Here is a 3,096-nt window from a genome sequence, read left to right on the forward strand (position 1 = left end):
CCGAATGCTGGAGGAGAGACGGCGTCCAAAAGCTCGGATGACGGGAACCCGTCAGGTACGGTAAAGATCGGTTGGTCGGAATTTTTTGACGGAGGGGACCAGACCCGGCCGTCGGAGCGTTTCTGGGACCTCAGCGAGAGCAAAAGCAAAGTGACCATCAAAGGCTTTATGGGCGAGGTCCTTTCCTTCGAGAAGCATTGGTTCCTGCTGATCCCTCAGCCTGGAGCTGAATGTCCTTTTGACAACGGGGACGAAACGTACTGGAACAAGATTATGATTGTATTTGTGCCGGACGATGTTAAATTGAGGCATAAATCGGGTCCGCTGCAGGTGACGGGACGGCTTGAGGTGGGGATTAAGATCGACGAGTCGGGATACAAGACGATGTTCCGGCTGTACGACGCATCCTTTGAGGAAATTAAGGAGTAGCACTGGTTCTATAAATGAAGGCTTGTCCGGGGAGAGAGATCTTTCTTGCGGACAAGCCTTTTTTTGAAATGTAAGACTTTTTAAGCTACGCGCCTATCGTTTGGTCTTATATTTTTACTTTCCCCGGCAGCCAGGCATCGATATCGTATCCCCGTTGTTCCCAGTAGCCGACATGGTCGCCTTCGATCAGTTCAATGCGATTAAGCCATTTCACCGATTTATAGGCATACATTTGCGGAACGATAAGCCGTACGGGACCGCCCAGTTCACTTGTGATCGGCTTGCCATCGTGCATAACGGCGACCAGCACATCGTCCATCCGCGCTTGCTCCAGGGTCAGCGAATCGGTGTAAACGCCGTCTCCCGAATAAAATTTGATGCTTGTGGCTGTACTCTGCACACCGGCCATGTCCATAAGCTTCGTAAGCGGGATGCCCTCCCATGTATTTTTATAGACCGACCAGCCTGTGATGCAGTGAAAATCGCTCACCTGCACCTCCCGCTGGAGCTTGACGAACTGCTCCCAGTTCCAACTCAGCTTGTTGTCTACCAGACCGTCAACCTTAAAAGACCAATTGGAATTGTCGAAGGAGGGAATGTCCGTCACCGTATAGACCCGGAAATGCCCCTCGGCTCCTCCGCCGACCGGCGGGGAAGACTGCGGCAGCGGAACGGGGTCGGGCAGAAGGTGGTTGGCATTAGCTGCTGGCCACTCTCCCGCTGAAGGCAGCTGCAGGGACCGGCCCATCCAGCGGACAAAGGTAGGCCCAAGCGTAACGGCCAGCCCTGCGCCGACGGCGGCTTTGAGAAATCCGCGACGCGTATAGATGGGCTGGGGCTGCGCATGCCCTTTTTCCGCACTATTGGAAACTGCTGCGTCTTTGATTTCCTGCTCCGGCCGAATCGACCTTTTATCCGGTTCTTTAAGCCAGCGGGTACGGGTAATCGAATGGTAAATAATAATCGGCAGTCCAATCCAGGTGAAGAGATCATGCGCCAGCAGCGCGGCATTGGCCGCCTGCGGACCGAAGGCTTTATACTGCCAAAGCACAATCCCCGATACAATCCAGCCTAACAGCAGCGTGAGCACCGTGATGACATTGGCTTTTTGCGAAGGTCTCCCCTTCAGCCGTTTCCAATGCTTGGCCGCCAGCAGCAGGTAATAGACAACGGGAAGAAGCAGGGCCAGCCCGGCCAGGATATGCCCCCATTTTAGCCAGACTCTGCCTTCCCCTAGCCATTCCCGCCAAAAAGCGCCGAGGAGCATCAGACCGCTTACAGCCAAGAACAGCACAAGCCAGGCGTTCCATGCGTGAATGGAGACCAGCTTTTTCCCATAGCCTTTCCGAATGCGCGCCAGCGATTGTTTTAGCATTGTGCTTCCTCCCGTCCCAGAGTACTGGGGATATTTCAAGTTTTAATTAATTGTAACACGAAAATCGGACGTTGAATAATGCTTGGACACAGATCCAAAGGGCGAACCTCCCCAGCTTTTGGTAAGATTGAAGGAGGTAATTGCTATGGCACAAGAGGAGGCTGCCCACGGTGAAGCAGGAAACGATATTGCTGGTAGATGACGAGAAAGAAATTGTTGAGCTGCTTGAGATTTATTTTAACAATGAGGGTTATCGGCTGCTAAAAGCTTACAACGGCCTGGAGGCCATGAAATGGCTGGAGCAGGAGGAGGTGGATCTGATCATTCTGGATGTCATGATGCCCCATATGGACGGGATTGCCGCATGCCTGAAAATTCGCGAGGCTCGGAAAATGCCGATTATTATGCTGTCCGCCAAAAATACCGACATGGACAAAATTACAGGTCTCAGCCTTGGCGCGGACGATTATGTCGGCAAGCCGTTCAATCCGCTGGAGATCGTGGCCCGGGGCAAATCCCAGCTTCGCCGCTATCATAAATGGAACAAGGAATTCTCCGCCCGCAAAAGCGATCATGAGCTTCAGTTCGAGGATTTGCTTATCGACACCGCGAAGCATGCGGTCAGCGTGGATGGCCGAAAGGTTAAGCTGACACCCCGGGAGTTCGCTATTCTGGAGCTGCTGGCCCGTCATCAGGGTCAAGTGCTGAGCATGGAGCAGATTTATCGCAGCCTGTGGAACGAGCCTTTTCTTGATGGAGGGAATACGGTAATGGTACATATTCGCAATATCCGGGAAAAAATCGAGCTTAATCCGAAGCGCCCGCGTTATATTCAAACAGTTTGGGGAGTGGGCTATAAGCTGCCGGAAAGACCGTCATAACGGAGCTGGATCTGCCGGGAACCGACTGCAAGGCAAATCGTGACATTTGGTTTGTCGGCTATACGCCGGAATGGACGGCCGCCGTGTGGATAGGGTTCGACGCAACCGACAGGATAACTATATGACCGCAGGCAGCGGCATGGCAGCCGCCTTATTTGCCAGAGTTATGGAACCGGCCTTACGTCAGGCGCGGCGATAGGCTCTGATAAGCCTTAATGGGCCCAGTTTTTTTTCTTGCCCGGGACATCAAAAATGCCGCTTATCATGAAAAGGCTCATCCTCCCTTTAAAAAGGAGCAATGAGCCTCCTTGCGGCGGTTCTGCTTCCCATGGCTTATTCCGCCGCCCATTCCTCCAGCTTGCGGTCTCCCGGGAGAAGCAGGGCGAGCAGGCCGAGAAGCGGCAGGGAGGC

General features: G+C 53.4%; 2 protein-coding genes and 1 pseudogene. 2 read left to right on the top strand and 1 reads right to left on the bottom strand.

The features are described from left to right. Nucleotides 1-429: pseudogene (locus L691_RS32740) on the top strand (hypothetical protein); the annotation flags it as partial. 106 nt (nucleotides 430-535) lie between these two features. Here the strand turns inward: L691_RS32740 and L691_RS0111635 are convergent. Beyond that, nucleotides 536-1,804, bottom strand: coding sequence for a molybdopterin-dependent oxidoreductase (locus L691_RS0111635; protein WP_025690693.1), 1,269 nt, complete (start codon nucleotides 1,802-1,804; stop codon nucleotides 536-538). Between the two features lie 170 nt (nucleotides 1,805-1,974). Between L691_RS0111635 and L691_RS0111640 the strand changes: the two genes are divergently transcribed. Further along, entirely contained in the window at nucleotides 1,975-2,685 is a 711-nt protein-coding gene (locus L691_RS0111640; protein WP_025690694.1) for a response regulator transcription factor, read from the top strand. Nucleotides 2,686-3,096 lie beyond the last annotated feature (411 nt).

It is taken from the genome of Paenibacillus zanthoxyli JH29 (assembly GCF_000520715.1).
GTDB classification, from domain to species: domain Bacteria; phylum Bacillota; class Bacilli; order Paenibacillales; family Paenibacillaceae; genus Paenibacillus_AQ; species Paenibacillus_AQ zanthoxyli.

Excerpts from the sequence above, each read along its gene's own strand:
- L691_RS0111635 (WP_025690693.1), bottom strand. The coding sequence starts at position 1,804 with ATGCTAAAACAATCGCTGGCGCGCATTCGGAAAGGCTATGGGAAAAAG.